Annotated in this window: 14 protein-coding genes; 6 read left to right on the forward strand and 8 right to left on the reverse strand. The window is 55.2% G+C overall.

Annotated features, from left to right (window positions below):
- Positions 1–110 precede the first annotated feature (110 nt).
- On the forward strand, positions 111–866 hold the full coding sequence (locus tag TR2A62_RS03605) for a DeoR/GlpR family DNA-binding transcription regulator (protein ID WP_009160134.1): 756 nt from the start codon (positions 111–113) through the stop codon (positions 864–866).
- Here TR2A62_RS03605 and TR2A62_RS03610 read toward each other — a convergent pair.
- Together TR2A62_RS03610 and TR2A62_RS03615 are read right to left on the reverse strand one after the other, a co-directional pair.
- The gene (locus TR2A62_RS03610) at positions 863–1,576 is read right to left on the reverse strand and encodes an RlmE family RNA methyltransferase (RefSeq protein ID WP_009159328.1); all 714 of its coding nucleotides are present in this window, start codon (positions 1,574–1,576) and stop codon (positions 863–865) included. The two genes, TR2A62_RS03605 and TR2A62_RS03610, sit on opposite strands and share 4 nt — an antisense overlap.
- A 48-nt stretch (positions 1,577–1,624) precedes the next feature.
- Positions 1,625–2,737, reverse strand: a complete 1,113-nt coding sequence (locus tag TR2A62_RS03615) for a Ppx/GppA phosphatase family protein (protein WP_040821091.1) — start codon at positions 2,735–2,737, stop codon at positions 1,625–1,627.
- 265 nt (positions 2,738–3,002) lie between these two features.
- Here TR2A62_RS03615 and TR2A62_RS03620 point away from each other — a divergent pair, with 265 nt between their 5' ends.
- Genes TR2A62_RS03620 through TR2A62_RS03630 form a run of 3 tightly spaced genes read left to right on the forward strand, consistent with a single transcriptional unit; the run spans position 3,003 to position 5,355 of the window.
- A complete protein-coding gene (locus tag TR2A62_RS03620; RefSeq protein ID WP_009157590.1) occupies positions 3,003–3,299 on the forward strand; it encodes a virulence factor in 297 nt (98 codons plus the stop codon).
- Between the two features lie 32 nt (positions 3,300–3,331).
- Positions 3,332–4,261: a methylenetetrahydrofolate reductase gene (locus TR2A62_RS03625; protein WP_009160223.1), complete on the forward strand. Its 930-nt coding sequence runs from the start codon at positions 3,332–3,334 to the stop codon at positions 4,259–4,261.
- 11 nt (positions 4,262–4,272) lie between these two features.
- On the forward strand, positions 4,273–5,355 hold the full coding sequence (locus tag TR2A62_RS03630) for a methyltetrahydrofolate cobalamin methyltransferase (protein ID WP_009159205.1): 1,083 nt from the start codon (positions 4,273–4,275) through the stop codon (positions 5,353–5,355).
- Positions 5,356–5,456: 101 nt separating this feature from the next.
- On the opposite strand, the gene TR2A62_RS03635 is transcribed toward TR2A62_RS03630, so the two are convergent.
- The 6 genes from TR2A62_RS03635 to TR2A62_RS03660 all read right to left on the reverse strand — a co-directional run bounded on the left by TR2A62_RS03635 (position 5,457) and on the right by TR2A62_RS03660 (position 12,655).
- Entirely contained in the window at positions 5,457–6,188 is a 732-nt protein-coding gene (locus tag TR2A62_RS03635; protein WP_223296065.1) for an HpcH/HpaI aldolase/citrate lyase family protein, read from the reverse strand.
- 72 nt (positions 6,189–6,260) lie between these two features.
- The gene (locus TR2A62_RS03640) at positions 6,261–7,364 is read right to left on the reverse strand and encodes an ABC transporter ATP-binding protein (RefSeq protein WP_009158021.1); all 1,104 of its coding nucleotides are present in this window, start codon (positions 7,362–7,364) and stop codon (positions 6,261–6,263) included.
- An 18-nt stretch (positions 7,365–7,382) separates the two neighbouring features.
- On the reverse strand, positions 7,383–9,038 hold the full coding sequence (locus TR2A62_RS03645; protein WP_050761061.1) for an alpha-glucosidase: 1,656 nt from the start codon (positions 9,036–9,038) through the stop codon (positions 7,383–7,385).
- Between the two features lie 28 nt (positions 9,039–9,066).
- Positions 9,067–10,209 (reverse strand): carbohydrate ABC transporter permease, encoded by a 1,143-nt coding sequence (locus tag TR2A62_RS03650; RefSeq protein ID WP_009158590.1) that lies wholly within the window; start codon positions 10,207–10,209, stop codon positions 9,067–9,069.
- A 13-nt stretch (positions 10,210–10,222) separates the two neighbouring features.
- A complete protein-coding gene (locus TR2A62_RS03655) occupies positions 10,223–11,242 on the reverse strand; it encodes a carbohydrate ABC transporter permease (RefSeq protein WP_009157618.1) in 1,020 nt (339 codons plus the stop codon).
- A gap of 126 nt (positions 11,243–11,368) precedes the next feature.
- On the reverse strand, positions 11,369–12,655 hold the full coding sequence (locus TR2A62_RS03660) for an ABC transporter substrate-binding protein (protein ID WP_040821095.1): 1,287 nt from the start codon (positions 12,653–12,655) through the stop codon (positions 11,369–11,371).
- A gap of 256 nt (positions 12,656–12,911) precedes the next feature.
- Between TR2A62_RS03660 and TR2A62_RS03665 the strand changes: the two genes are divergently transcribed.
- A complete protein-coding gene (locus TR2A62_RS03665; RefSeq protein ID WP_009159367.1) occupies positions 12,912–13,952 on the forward strand; it encodes a substrate-binding domain-containing protein in 1,041 nt (346 codons plus the stop codon).
- Positions 13,949–15,271: a GH1 family beta-glucosidase gene (locus tag TR2A62_RS03670; RefSeq protein WP_009158760.1), complete on the forward strand. Its 1,323-nt coding sequence runs from the start codon at positions 13,949–13,951 to the stop codon at positions 15,269–15,271. Before TR2A62_RS03665 ends, TR2A62_RS03670 begins: the two co-directional genes overlap by 4 nt.
- Positions 15,272–15,283: the final 12 nt, after the last annotated feature.

The raw sequence follows: 15,283 nt of genomic DNA on the forward strand, positions 1-15,283 counted from the left end.
CCGCGGTAAAGGTTCGTTAAAGAGTGCGTGAACGCAAAAACGAACGAGAGTTAATTGCAATAAACGACCACATATAAGATACTGATGTTCGTTATAGATGGAAAACGAACATGACGGATCCGCGCCACAGCTTGATCTTAAAACGTGCGCGACGGGACGGTGTCGTTCGTGCCGACCAATTAGCCGATGAGCTGGGCGTCGCGGTACAGACCATTCGGCGTGATCTGCGCCAACTCAGCACAGCAGGTGTTCTGGAGCGGACACACGGCGGGGCCGCGCTGCCGTCAGGGGTTCGCAACATCGGACATCGCAGCAGACGTGGACAAGCACGCGACGCCAAAGCACGAATTGGCGCAGCTGTGGCACAGGCTATCCCTGATGATGCGTCCTTGTTCTTGAACATTGGCACGACGACCGAAGCGGTTGCGCGTGCACTGATGCAGCACCGCCGTCTGATGGTTGTGACAAACAATCTGAACGTCGCGAATATTTTGGCCGAAAACGAGAGCGCCCAAGTGATTGTCGCGGGCGGCAAGCTTCGCCGTTCCGATGGCGGTTTGGTTGGTGATCTAACCGCGGACGTGATCACGCGGTTCAAAGTGGATTTTGCCGTGATTGGGACGTCGGCCATTGATGATACTGGCGATCTATTGGATTTTGATGCCGACGAGGTGCGGGTCAGCCAAACCATTCTGGCCCAAGCGCGCACACGGTTTTTGGTGGCCGATGCCGGCAAGTTCAATCGCGCGGCCCCTGTTAGAATTGGATCATTATCGCAAATTGATCGGTTTTATACCGATGCCACACTGCCCGAGGCGCTGCTTCACCAGTGTCAGGATTGGAACACGCGGGTTTTGCGCGTTTAACCTTTGAACCCTGTTGCGACGACAAATTTTTCGGAACTGTCCGACCGCGATGCGGGGGGTTTCACATTTGCCACTTTGGTGAATTTGGTTTTCAACAACTTCTGAAGATCGCCTTCAGCGCCACCGGCGAGGACTTTGGCCACGAATGTGCCGCCCTCTTCGAGAACGTCAAAGGCAAAGTAAGCGGCCGCCTCGCACAGCGCGATGATCCGCAAGTGGTCTGTTTGTTTGTGACCCGACGCACTGGCTGCCATGTCAGACATCACCACATCGGCTTTGCCGCCCAGCCATTCTTTGACCTTTAGGTCGGCGTCGTCTTCCATGAAATCCAACTGGTGCAATTCACACCCAGCGATTGGCTCCATCTCTTGGAGATCAACGCCGAGGATCGTGCCCTGCGCCTTGGACGTCTTTTGCCCCAAAACATTGCAGCGTTTCACGGCCACCTGACACCATCCGCCCGGAGCCGCGCCCAGATCAACGATCCGCGCACCTGGTACCAAGAACCGGTATTTGTCATCCAGCTCAAGGATTTTATAGGCCGCCCGACCGCGATAGCCATCCGCCTTGGCGCGTTTGACATAGGGGTCGTTAAGTTGACGCTGCAACCACAGGGTCGACGACATCTTGCGGCCACGCGCGGACTTGACCTTGACCGTCAAATCCCGCTGTCCGCGACCCGATGTATTGCCCGTTGGTTTCTTCGCCATTGTCCTATTCCCAAAAAATGCCCGCCGTAAGCTCCGACAGGGCAACGCCTAGTATGGCCCGTCTTCGAGCACGCCATCTGCACTCATCTGTGCATAGAGTAAACCCTCGCGCAGGCCTCTATCCGCCACAGACAGCCGATCTGTTGGCCAAATCCGCATCAAAGCCTGCAAAATCGCTGATCCTGACATGATCAGGGCCTGACGGTCCCGTCCGATGCGTGGGTCCGCACGTCGGCCCGCAGGGCCAAGTGTTAGGTATTCACGGATTACTGCATCAATTTGATCAGACGTCATGCGTAGGCCGTCAACCTTGGTGCGATCATATCGTCTTAGCCCCAAATGCGACGCGGCCACAGTTGTAACCGTTCCACTGGTCCCGATAATCTGGAACCCTTCGCGGTTTTGCTCTGTTGCATAGGGCGCAAACTCGGCGAGGTTTTCTTCAAAGAACCAGCTCATCAATGCAAAGCGACCAGCGTCATCTTCGACGTCCTCGAATTGATCACGCAAGGTCGCAACGCCCAATGGCACCGAAATCCAGTCGACTACCTTGGCCGCTGCAAAAGGACCCGGGTCCTGACAAAAACCAGAATGCAACCGCATGATCGACTTTGGCCGGTCGAGCTTTGGCACATTTGTCAGATCGATCCACACCAGTTCAGTCGACCCCCCGCCAATATCGACGACCAACAACTGTTCCGTCTTGGTCGACACAAGCGGCGCACAAGAGATAACGGCCAAACGTGCTTCTTCTTCTGGCTCGATGATATCAAGCTTAAGCCCCGTCTCGCGGCGCACTTGGTTGATGAACTGATCTGCGTTGCTGGCACGACGACAGGCCTCGGTTGCGACTAGCCGCATCCGTTTAACCTTGTGTCGGTTCAGTTTTTGACGACAGATCCGGATCGCGTTGACCGTACAGGTCATAGACGCACGGCTAAGCCGTCCGGTGCTCTCTAGCCCGGCCCCGAGTTGGACGGACTTTGAGAAACTATCGACCACATGAAACTGGTTGCCCTTTGGTTGGGCAATCAGCATGCGGCAACTGTTGGTCCCCAAATCGAGCGCCGCATATAGCTGTGCTGGATCGGGACGATGAGGCGCGGACTGTTCGACCGCTTTTGGGAACGCGCCCGCACCTTTGGGACGCTTGGGCGCCATAGTCACGCCCTCCATTTCGAGTTGCCTTAAAGGTAGGCGCGCAAACCTCATCGCGCAAGTCTTATGACGCGGGGCATCTGATTGTTCATATACAATATGAATGGCTTTCACGGGGCGTGGGGTGGTCTTTGAACGCGCAGGTCCTGATATTGCGCCACAACATCTGCGCGCGTCGTGATCTGTCCCTGTGGTGTCGAAAAATGCACCAAGCGACGACTCACCGCAGCGTAGAACAGAAGCTAGAGAGATAAGAGGGAATCACGAAATGGCAGATGTGGTCATCGTTTACTGGCGCGATATACCAGCGCAGGTCATCGTCGGCAAAGGCCGCCGTGCAGCAAAAGTTCAGCTGCCAGAACGCTTTGAACAAGCAATTGACCGGGCTGCGATGAAGATTGGCGCCGAGGATACGGATGCCTATCTTGCAGAATGGCGCAAAGCCGCACCGTTCTCGGTCGACGGTGATGACCGCGAAGTGGCGGACGCTCAGGCAGCCAAGATCGACGAAGAGTATGATCGCGAGCGCATCAAGACGCTGATCGCGAATGACGGTTGGGCCTAAGGCCCGGTCACAGCAGCATAAGGGAGGCCATCATGGCGCTGTTGAATTTCAGAAAAAAAGAGGCGGATGCGCCAATCGAAGTGAACCCTCAGGTCGAGGCGTTTCTAGATGGCTATTCTATCGAGGTGATGCCACGCACGGCTGAAAAGGTTGAAGATTTCCAAGCGTTGCTACCCAAAGGCACGCGGGTCTATATCGCCCATATCGAAGGCACCCCGATCGAAGACATGGTCGCATCAGCGAAACGACTGGCTGCCGATGGGTATCCTGTCATGCCGCACTTCCCTGCGCGGATCATCAAGGACGAAGCAACGCTAGCCGATTGGATTGCGCGCTACCAAGGTGAAGCAGGTGTGGATCAAGCATTGCTACTGGCAGGTGGTGTGACCAAACCCCATGGCGATTACGACAGCTCCATGCAGCTGTTGGACAACGGCCTGTTCGACAAAGCAGGGTTTCAACGACTGCACGTCGCGGGCCACCCTGAGGGCAACAAAGACATTGATCCCAATGGCGGCATGGCAAATGTGGATGCAGCTTTGAAATGGAAGCAAGAGTTCTCGAACCGGACCGACGCCAAAATGGCGTTGGCCACGCAATTTGCATTCGAGGCCGGCCCCATCATCGAATGGGCGGATGCCGTCAAAGCAGCTGGTATTGATATCCCAATTCACATCGGCATCGCCGGTCCCGCAAAACTGCAAACGCTCATCAAGTTTGCAATTGCTTGCGGCGTCGGTCCGTCACTCAAAGTACTGCAAAAGCGCGCAAAGGATGTGACCAAGCTGTTGCTGCCATTCGAGCCGACCGAGGTTCTAACTGAACTGGCTGCACACAAAGCTGCAAACCCTGATTTCAACATCGAATCCGTCCACTTCTTTCCGCTGGGCGGCATCAAGACAAACGCCAACTGGGCGCTCACTCATGGCGGGACTTCAGCTGTTCCCGTCTCACAATCCTAAGGACCTGCCCCATGACGCGTACTGTCATTGAATCGAAAACCAAAACGGCCATCATTGGCTTTGACGAGCCGTTCTGCGTGATCGGTGAACGGATCAACCCAACGGGGCGCAAGATCCTGAACGAAGAACTTGAGCGCGGCGATTTCAGCCGTGTTGAGGCTGATGCAATTGCACAGACCGCCGCCGGCGCGACAGTGCTCGACATCAACTCTGGTGCTGTGTTCTCGAACAAGATGGCCGAAGACCCCCGCTATGCGGACAACAACTTTGTCGAGCCACAGCTGATGATGGAACTGGTTCAGCGGGTTCAGGCGGTTGTCGACACACCATTGTGCATCGACAGCTCGGTGCCAGGTGCGCTTGAAAACGGGTTGGCCGCGGCCGAGGGTCGCCCTTTGCTGAATTCGGTAACCGGCGAAGAAGACCGTCTGGAATTGGTTCTGCCTTTGGTGGCTAAATACAATGTCCCCGTTGTTGCGATTTCAAATGACGACACAGGCATTTCCGAGGATCCAGAAGTCCGTTTTGCCGTGGCAAAGAAGATCGTAGAACGGGCCGCGGATTTCGGAATTCCAGCCCATGACATTGTGGTTGATCCGCTCGTGATGCCAATCGGAGCGATGGGCACAGCCGGCTTGCAGGTGTTCACATTGGTACGTCGCCTGCGTGAAGAGCTGGGTGTCAACACAACCTGTGGCGCATCCAACATTTCGTTTGGCCTGCCGAACCGTCACGGCATCAACAACGCGTTCCTGCCTATGGCGATGACGGCCGGTATGACTTCCGCGATCATGAACCCAGTGGCACTGCCTGTTGGACCCAAAAAAATTGCTGAAAAGAAGGCTGAGATCGAAGCCGCGGGCATCATTCTGCCCGAAGGCATGGACAACGAAGCATTCGTACAGATGTTCGGATTGGGCAGCACCCTGCCCCGTGCAGGCAAGGAAATGGAAGCCATCCGTGCGGCCAACTTCTTGACTGACAATGACCCAAGCGGTGGAGAGTGGATTCAGTTCAATCGCGTCCCACCAAAAGCAGGTGAAGAAGGCCGCGGTCGTGGCGGTCGTTCAGGTGGACGTCGCCGTCGGGGTTAATTCGTTGCTGCCATGATGCAGCGTTGAACAGAATTGTGGCGCCTCGCAGGACACTGCGGGCGCCCTTTTCCGTCCCGTTTCTTTGATCGCGATCTGATGTCTTACGGAGCAAGTTCTGCAGACAAAGCGCGCGCACTGTTGGCCAACAACGTCACATCAGAACTGGCAGCGAGCAACGTCGCACCTTTGCCTCGGTAAGCGATCAATGTGTCAGGGACAAAGCTAAGAACGCCTGCACCTTTTCCCGTCTTTAGGATTCGCGCAATCGCGTCATCAATTGCCGCTAGAACCTCTGGTGCATCCACCTGCCCCGCAAAGCCCATGTCCGCCGACAAATCGGCAGGACCAATGAACAACGCATCAACACCATCAACCGCGGCAATCGCTTCGAGATTGTCCAAAGCGGTCTGACTTTCGATTTGAACGATCGTGCAGACCTGAGCGTTTGCAGTCGCGACGTAACCCGTATCAGCGTTGTAACCCGTCGCGCGAGCCAGAGCCCCACCAATGCCACGGCGCCCATGAGGTGGATACCGCATCGCAGCGACAGCGTTCTTCGCGTCCTGCTCTGTGTGAACCATAGGAACCATTATCGATTGAGCCCCCAGATCGAGGACCTGTTTGATGACCCAATCTTCATTCACAGGCACACGGACAATTGCGGTGCAATCGCTGCCGTTCATCGCCTGAAGCTGAGGCAAGATCGTCGCCGGCGTGTTTGGTCCATGCTCGGCATCAATGAGGCACCAGTCAAATCCTGCGCGAGACACAATTTCGGCAGAGATCAACGACCCCATCGACAACCAAACACCGCTCTGGGGAACGCCGTTCATCAGGGAAACTTTTAGTTTATTAACAGGTGTTTGCATGGCGATCCTCATGTAAAAATTGGGTCGCCACGCTGGTTAACGATAGAGCAAGGACTGACCATTTGAGAACAGATGAACCTTGGATGGGTCCGCCGTCAAGGTCATCTCTTGGCCGCGCAGGCCGTGATGAATGCCGGCAAGCTTGGCGATAACCGTGTCCTTGTTCTGTCCTGCTTTAGGTGGTTCGAAATAGACTTGGGTCACCTCGCCCAAGGCTTCGGCGATGCTGACTGTATCCTTGAAGGCATGGTTGTCGCCAGTTGCGGGGATCATGTCCTCTGGGCGGATGCCCACGTTGACCGCCAGCCCCATGTCGTTGTCCGTTGTGGGGATGTTGGCCGTGATCGTACCACCGCCATCGTGAACTTTGACGGTCGTTGTTTTACCGGTCTTTACGACTTCACCAGCCAGCAGGTTCATCGCGGGTGATCCGATAAACTGGGCCACAAATTCGTTCTCTGGGGTCTCGTACAGCTCTAGCGGTGTGCCGACCTGCGCGATGCCTTTGTTCGCGAGAACAACAATGCGGCTGGCCAGTGTCATCGCCTCGACCTGATCATGCGTGACGTAGATCATGGTACTGTCGGGCATCGATTCCTTGAGCTGGGCAATTTCGATCCGCGTGGCCACACGCAGCGATGCATCGAGATTCGAGAGTGGTTCGTCAAAGAGATACACCTTGGGGTCCCGCACAATCGAGCGGCCAATGGCCACACGCTGGCGTTGCCCGCCAGACAGCGCCTTGGGGAGCCGGTCAAGATAGTCTTCGAGCTGCAAAACCCGCGCGGCGCGTGTGATTGCCTCATCGATTTCAGTGGCTGAATTTTTGGCGAGTTTCAGGGCGAACGCCATGTTGTCGCGCACCGTCATATGCGGATAAAGCGCGTAGGACTGGAACACCATCGCGATGCCACGCTGCGCGGGCGGGACATCATTGACGACAGTTCCGTCGATTTCCAACGTGCCTTCACTGATTTTCTCGAGCCCTGCAATCATCCGCAGCAACGTAGATTTACCGCAGCCCGAAGGGCCAACAAATACAATGAGCTCGCCCGTGGTGATATCCAGATTGATGCCCTTGAGCACTTCGACGGTGCCGCCATAGACCTTGGCCACGTTCGTCAGTTTAAGATCAGCCATTGTTCCCTCTCCCCTAGTTTATGTGCGTTTGAGCGCGAGGCACGGCTGCCACGGGCCAAGGTGTAGTTTCCCGTCCGCAGACAAGCTTGCGCTGCTCAACTCGGCGCCGATCATCGTCCAATCGCCAGCTGGCAACATTGCCTCGGATGGCGTGTCGCTCAGGTTGAATGCGCAAAAGATCGTCTCGTCCCCATAGGTGCGGGTGAAATGGACCACGTCGCCAAGGGCCTCGACACCGCTATGGGACCCTTTGGCCAGCGCAGGATGCCCGTGGCGAAACGCTATCGCACGGCGGTAGTGGTGCAAAATCGCCGTCGGATCATCCTCTTGCGTTGCGGCAGATCGTGGCAAGTGATCATGGCTGACGGGCAGCCAAGGCGTGCCAGTCGTAAAGCCGCCATTCTGATTGGATTTTTCCCAAACGATAGGTGTGCGACAACCGTCTCGACCTTTGAATTCCGGCCAAAACTCGATGCCATAGGGATCTTGGAGATCCTCAAACGCCACCTCGGCCTCGGCCAGGCCCAGCTCTTCACCTTGGTACAGGCAAACAGAGCCACGCAGGCACATCAGCATGGTGGTGAATAGTCGCAAGGCTGCGGGTGTTAAGTTCCAGCGTGACACGTGGCGCTGCACGTCGTGGTTGGAATACGCCCAGCAGGCCCAACCATCTGCTGCCACTTCGTCTACACGGGCAAAAACTTCGGCAACACGCGGCGCGGTCAGCGGCTTTTGCTCGAGCAGTTCAAACGCATAGCACATATGAACCAGATCATCGCCGCGCGTGTACTCGCCCATGATCTCTAGCCCGCGTTGGGCATCGCCTACCTCGCCCACGGCCGTGGCTGCAGGGTACTCATCCAACAACGCACGGAACTTGCGCAAAAACTCTAGGTTCTCGGGCTGGTTTTTTGAATGCAGGTGTTCTTGGTGATTGTAAGGGTTCACCGACGGCGCAATCGTCGAATTACGCTGATCCAGCGGCAGCGCAGGATTATCACGCAGCTCTTTGTCCGCCATGTAAAAATTGATCGTGTCGAGCCGGAAACCATCAACACCGCGGTCTAACCAAAAGCGTGTCGCTTCTAGCAACGCGTCTTGGACTGGCATGTGGTGAAAATTGAGGTCCGGCTGCGACGCCAGGAAGTTGTGCAAGAAGTATTGCTCGCGGCGCGTGTCCCACTGCCAAGCAGAGCCACCAAAGATCGACAGCCAGTTATTAGGCGGTGTGCCGTCAGGTTTAGGGTCAGCCCAGACATACCAGTCGGATTTATCGTTATCTCGGCTGACGCGGCTGGCCTGAAACCACGGGTGTTCATCCGACGTGTGCGACAGCACGAGGTCGATCATCACCTTGACCCCTAAGCGGTGAGCCGTGTCCACCACCGCGTCAAAATCCGCAATACTGCCGAACATAGGATCGACATCACAGTAGTCGCTGACGTCATAACCGAAATCCTTCATTGGCGAGGTGAAGAACGGCGAAATCCAGATCCCATCAACACCCAGCGACGCGATATAGGGCAGTCGCTGTACAATTCCCAAGAGATCGCCTATGCCGTCACCATTGCTGTCTTGGAAACTACGCGGATAGATCTGATAGATCACGGCACCCCGCCACCAATCAGGGTCAATGGCTGTTTGCAGCATAGGGGTATGGTCCATTTTCGTCATGGAGCAGTCTTTCTAAGTTAAGTACGCGTTATTTGACCGAGCCGGCCAAGAGGCCGCGCACGAGGTATTTCTGCATCAAGAAGAACACACAGAGCGGCACAGCAATCGAGATGAACGCCGCTGTAGCGAGGATTTCCCAGTTGCCGCCTTTTGAGCCCAAGAGCTCAACAATCTGTTTTGTCATTACGGTGGTGTCACCGGTTGCGTCGATCAAGAAGACAAGAGCCACCAGAAGATCATTCCATGTCCACAAGAACTGGAAGATCGCAAAGGACGCCAGTGCAGGAAACGACAGCGGCAGAATGATCTTGGTAAAGATTTGAAAATCAGTCGCGCCGTCAACCTTGGCGTTTTCGATGATGTCTCGTGGCAATCCCACCATGTAGTTTCGTAAGAGATAGATCGCGAGCGGTAGGCCAAATCCAGTATGAGCGAGCCACACCCCCAAGTAGCCCTTGCCGATACCAATCTCGTTGTGGAATTTCAGCAGTGGGATCAATGCCAATTGCAGTGGCACAACCAACAGACCCACAACCGCCGCGATGAGCAGTGCACGGCCCGGAAAGTCCATCCATGCCAATGCATAGGCCGCAAAGGCCGCAACCAGTATCGGGATGATCGTGGCCGGTATCGTGACTGTCAGCGTGTTAAAAAACGCCTTGGCCATCCCACCGCTGTTTTTCGGATCAAGCAGGATGTTTTCATAGTTTTCGATCGTCCATTCGGGCGGTGCTGTTGCGGTCGTGAACACACGCGGTAGGCGTTCGCCCTCGAGCGTTGTAGGCGAGGTCATGACAAACGCACCCTGCCCGTCGACAGTCAACGTCCAGTCGTTTTTCAACTCAGCAACATCATCGGGGTCAAACGCTTCAGGTGCGCGCGAGGACGTCCCCCATTTGCTGACAGTGACTTCTGCACTTTCGAACAACGAGCCGCGAATTTCAAAACCGTCTGCGACGATGACTTCTTCGCCCGCAACACGGATCGCGGAGTTTTGACGTTCTTGGCTGGACAGCGATGCCCACCAGCCCGATGTCGCGATCTGGTCCGACGTACGGAACGACGACACCAACAGACCCACAGTTGGGAACAGCCACAACAGGACGAGGACGAGAACCGAAAGGTTTACAGCCCAAGTCAGAGACGATTTGCTACCTGCGATATTATCCATCTGATCTGTCCCCTTACTGCATTTCTTTGCGCGCGTTGCGCACGTTCCAAACGAGAATCGGCGTCACGAGCAGCATGATGACCATTGCCGCGGCAGACCCGACACCCCAATCAGAGGCACGGAATAGTTTGTCGTACATGTAGTTCGCCAAGACTTGGGTTTCCCACTGGCCGTTGGTCATCGCAAACACGATGTCAAAGACCTTGAGTACAACGATTGTAATTGTCGTCCAGACCACGACAATGGTGCCTGCAATTTGCGGCATTTTGATTTTAAAGAAGATTTGGAAGGGGTTGGCACCGTCTACGATGGCAGCCTCGATCGTCTCTTCGGGGATACCGCGCAGAGCCGCCGAAAGGATGACCATCGCAAAGCCAGTCTGGATCCAGATCAGAACAGTCATAAGAAAGAAGTTGTTCCAGAATGGGATCGTTAGCCATTGCTGCGGGTCGTCCCCACCAAAGAACAGGTAGAGCGCGTTCAGCACACCGATCTGATCCGCCTCGGGTGGACGTGCATCATAAACCAGTTTCCAGATCACCGCCGCACCAACGAACGAGATGGCCATCGGCATAAAGATCAACGCCTTGGCGATATTGCCCCAGCGGATGCGGTCAGTCAGTTGAGCGACCAACAGGCCAAAGATTGTCGACATGGCAGGCACGATCAGCAACCACATCAGGTTGTTTGTCAGCGCCTCCCAGAATTTGGGTTCGGCCATCATCTGGGTGTAATTGTCTAGACCAACAAAGTTGTAGTCTGTTGTGCCATCGGCCAGCGTCATACGTTCCGTGAGAGACAGCCGCAGCGTCTCGACCACCGGATAGGCCAGATAGAGGCCAAGCGCGGCCAAAGCCGGAAAGAGAAAGAGCCAAGGACGGATCATGTTGGCGCGGTTGATATTGCGCCCGGCGTTCGGCCCCTTGGCAGGGAACAGCACCTTGTCCAGAAACTGGTTCGAGAAATAGAAATAGCTGATACAGCCACCTACCCCGATGATCACAGTCAACAGACCTTGTAGTGCTGGATGCATAATCGTGTCCCCCCGATACTGTAGGCGTCACCAGACCGCTGGTATGGATCACTACGGTTAGTGAGCGCGAGTGGCCCGGTTTAAAACCCGGACCACCCGTTTGCATGTACGCTAAAGCGTGATCGCTTACTTCAAAGCGTCCCAGCTGTCCTGGATGCCAGAAGCAACTTCCCCGGCGTCTTTGCCGCCTGCATAGTCAACCATGCCTGTCCAGAACGAACCAGCACCAACGCCACCTGGCATCAGGTCAGATGCGTCAAAGCGGAATGTTGTCGCGTTGAGCAAGATGTCGTTCATGCGACGTGCTGTGTCAGACGAGAACTTGGCGCTATCAACACCTTTGTGTGGTGTAAGGAAGCCACCGGCCTGCATCCAGACTTCGTGGGCTGCCGGATCACGCAAAAATGCAACCAGTTCCTGAGCGGCGTCAGATGGGTTTGTGATCGCGAATAATGTGCCTGCACCCAAAACAGGGCTGCCAAGGTCTTTGTCAGCGTAGGCTGGGAAGTAGAAGAAGTCTGCATCTGTGCCCACTTCTGTGCCTTCGGGGAAGAACGCAGGAATGAACGACGCTTGGCGGTGCATGTAGCACTGTGGAGGCGAAGAGAAGAGACCCTTAGGGCTGTCACGGAAGTCGGTAGATGCCACTGCACCAGCGCCACCCGAAACATATGCGTCGTTACGTGCAAATGCGCCAAACTCTTTGATCGCGGCAACGACGGCTGGGTCGGTGAACGGTATCTCGTTTGAAACCCACTGGTCATAGACGGCTGGCGACTGTGTGCGGAGCATCAGGTCTTCGACCCAGTCTGTCGCGGGCCAACCTGTCGCGCCACCGGAACCCAGACCAATACACCAAGGTGTGCCACCGTCTGCGACGATCTGGTCAGACAATGCTTTGAGGTCTTCCATGGATTCTGGAATGTCATATCCAGCATCTTCAAAGTTCTCTGGCGAATACCAAACGAGCGACTTGAGGTCGACGCGGAAGAACATGCCGTAGAGATTGTCGGCGCCCGTCTGGTCTGCATATGTGCCCAGATCGACCCAAGACTGACCTGCCGCATAGTTTTCACGGATCCAGTCCGCTGTATCATCAGCCAATGGCGTCAAGAAACCGCGCGATGCCATGTCCGCTGCCAAACCAGGCTGTGGGAACACAGTGATGTTTGCAGATGAACCGGCTTCGGCATCGATCAGCACCTGCTGCTCGAGGCTGTCAGAACCAGTGTATTTTACAGTGGCGCCTGTCTGCTCTGCGAAGATGTCAAAGATTTCAGCGATCGTCTCGGCCTCTGGGCTCAGCCAAGGGCCAGCAACGGTGATCGTTTGACCGTCAAGATGACCGGCAGCATGCGACATGCCCGCGGCCAAAGCCATTGTTGCCACACCGGCGTACAATGAAAGTTTCATAGGTTTCCTCCCAAGATGCGCGTTTGCGCGTTTAGTCTCATCCGCGATCCAAGAATCGATTCTCAAAGCGCTTTGGATGCCTTGAGGAAACCCCGACCCGCCAAACAAAGTCAATCACCTTTGCAAATATTTGCTGAAAAAGCCGATATGTAATCGATTGCAATGTTTTTACAGCTTGGCTCTTTTCTTTTGATACCAGCCTGTGTCAGATTGTCCTGCAACACGTACATAAAAGCGCTTTGGAACCAATACCGCTATGAACCTCAAGGAACTTTCTGAAAGCCTAGGGCTGTCACAGACCACGGTGAGCCGTGCCTTGAACGGCTATCCAGAGGTCAATGAAACAACACGCGCGCGGGTCGAAGCAGCCGCCAAGCGGTATAGCTATGTCCCCAATACACGCGCCAAGGGATTGGCCACGGGACGGTCCAACGCAATCGGTCACGTGATTCCAATTTCAAACAAGCACGAGATGGTGAACCCAGTCTTTGGTGACTTTATCGCGGGCGCTGGTGAAACCTATTCGCGCAATGGCTACGAAATGGTACTGTCTGTCGTTGATGATGTGGCCGAGGAAAAGACCTACCGCGAACTTCAGTCGCGCGGGACGATCGATGGCCTGATCGTCCACGGCCCTGTATTGAACGATCCACGCATTCCGTTTCTGAATGAAATCGGTTTGCCATTTGTAGTCCACGGTCGGGCTTCGGGGATCACGGCCCCCTATTCATGGCTGGACGTGAACAACAAGAGCGCGTTTGAGAGAGCAACGTCCTTCCTTTTGGACCTTGGGCATCGCCAGATCGCATTGATTAACGGTCTTGAGAACATGGATTTTGCCCATCGCCGTCGTGCCGGTTTTGAGGCGGCGCTTCGTGGGCGCGACATCTCGATCGATCCACTCTTGATGCGATCAGACGAGATGACAGAAACATTGGGCCACCGCTCGGCCCGGGATATGCTCGAGCAACCTGATCCCCCCACAGCTTTTGTCGTGTCATCAATGATCTGTGCCTTGGGTGTGCGTCGCGCGGTCGAGGAAATGGGTTTGACCTTGGCGCGCGATGTATCTTTGATCACCTTCGACGATGACCTCTCGTATCTTCGCAATGGTGATGCATTGCCAATCTTTACGGCAACGCGGTCTTCAGTCCGTGAGGCGGGTCGCCGCTGCGCCGAAATGCTGCTCGCTAAGATTGCTGATCCGGACGCAGAGCCAACACATCAGCTGCTCGAAGCTGAATTGATGGTCGGGCGATCGACCGGCCCTGCCTCAGCATCCGGATCATCACGATGAACTTTAGCCGATCCGATTTTCCCAAAGGGTTTCTCTTTGGGGCTGCAACGTCGTCCTATCAAATCGAAGGCCACGGCTTTGGCGGTGCTGGTTCAACGATGTGGGACACGTTTGCCGCAACGCCAGGCAATGTTGTTCGCGGCGAGAATGGCGCGCTGGCGTGCGATCATTATCACCGTTTCGAAGAAGACTTTGATCTGATGCAAGCGGCTGGGTTCGACTGCTACCGGTTTTCCACCAGCTGGGCCCGAGTGATGCCTGAGGGGCGCGGCGCCATAAATCAAGAAGGTTTGGACTATTACGACCGCCTTGTTGACGCGATGCTTGAACGGGATCTCAAACCCTGCGCCACGCTCTATCACTGGGAACTTCCCTCACCGTTGGCGGATATGGGTGGGTGGCAAAACCGCGACATAGCTGGGTGGTTTGGTGATTTCACCGAAGTGATCATGGGCCGCATTGGCGACCGTATGTTTAGCGCGGCTCCAATCAATGAACCTTGGTGCGTGGGCTGGCTAAGCCACTTTCTAGGCCATCATGCCCCCGGCCTGCGCGATATTCGCGCAACGGCCCATGCCATGCATCATGTTTTGTTGGCGCATGGCACCGCGATCGAACGCATGCGCGGTCTGGGTATGACCAACCTCGGTGCTGTTTGTAATTTTGAATATGCCGAACCCTACGATCAGAGCCCCGAAAGCCTAAAGTCAGCCAAGCTTTATGACGGCTATTACAACAGGTTCTTTATGGGGGGGATTTTCAGAAAGGAATATCCGCAGATCGTGATGGACGGACTGGCCCCACATATGCCCAAAGGCTGGCAGGATGATTTTGATGTGATCGGAGCCCCGGTCGATTGGGCGGGTATCAACTATTACACCCGCAAAATCATGCAGCCAAATGATGGACCCTGGCCCAGTCATGAAGAAGCTGAAGGCCCCTTGGCTAAGACGTTTATGGATTGGGAAATCTATCCTGAGGGTCTTTATGAATTTATCACACGGACCCACCGAGAATACACAAAAGGGCTTCCGATTTACGTGACCGAAAACGGTATGGCGTCGAATGATCATCTAATTGATGGTGCGGTCGAAGACGCGGCACGCATCGACTATCTGAACCAGCATGTTGCAATGGCCAAACGTGCAGCCGACGAAGGCGTGCCTCTCGAGGGCTACTTTATGTGGTCGCTGCTCGACAATTATGAATGGGCGCTGGGCTATGAAAAACGCTTTGGGTTGGTCCATGTCGACTTTGAAACCTTGCAGCGGACGCCCAAAGCATCTTATCACGCACTAAAATTGGCTTTTGCCCGTTAAAATCAAAACGCT

Origin of the sequence: Thalassobium sp. R2A62, assembly GCF_000161835.1 — a bacterium.
Lineage (GTDB): Bacteria > Pseudomonadota > Alphaproteobacteria > Rhodobacterales > Rhodobacteraceae > Thalassobium.